The 456-nt window shown below is 45.2% G+C and carries 1 protein-coding gene; it reads right to left on the reverse strand.

From position 1 onward, the window contains the following. On the reverse strand, positions 1 to 456 hold a 456-nt coding region (locus ACT3TU_RS14370; RefSeq protein ID WP_444784547.1), incomplete at both ends, for an IS982 family transposase.

The raw sequence follows: 456 nt of genomic DNA on the forward strand, positions 1-456 counted from the left end.
CGTTATCAGCCTAGTATCACTGTGTTTTGTGAGCCACGCGTTTAGTGCTTTACTGATGTAGCCTCTATCACCGAATAGTTTTCCAAATAAAGACGTTGCCATATCCTTAACTGGCGCTCTATCATCCGTATTACCCGCAGTGACTTTAACAGATACAAGCTCGCCCTTATGATTGATAATGGCGTGCAGCTTAAAGCCATAGAACCAGCCCATGCTGCTTTTGCCTCGGGTTGCAAGTCCTTCAAAGACTTTATGACGGTAGATACGCTTGTTATGACAAACTGCTATCTTGGTTGAATCAATATAGCTGATACCCGTACAGTCACCCATTATGCTTTGCAAGTAGCTGCACAGTGGCATGATACTGCGCGGCACTAGCTCTATAAATCGCGAGTAGCTCGGCAGATTTGGAAACTCCCGTTTCATCATGCCAAGCATGTGATGGTAGTAAAACGC

The sequence above is a fragment of the Psychrobacter sp. AOP3-A1-26 genome (assembly GCF_052378235.1).
In the GTDB taxonomy this organism is placed as follows: domain Bacteria; phylum Pseudomonadota; class Gammaproteobacteria; order Pseudomonadales; family Moraxellaceae; genus Psychrobacter.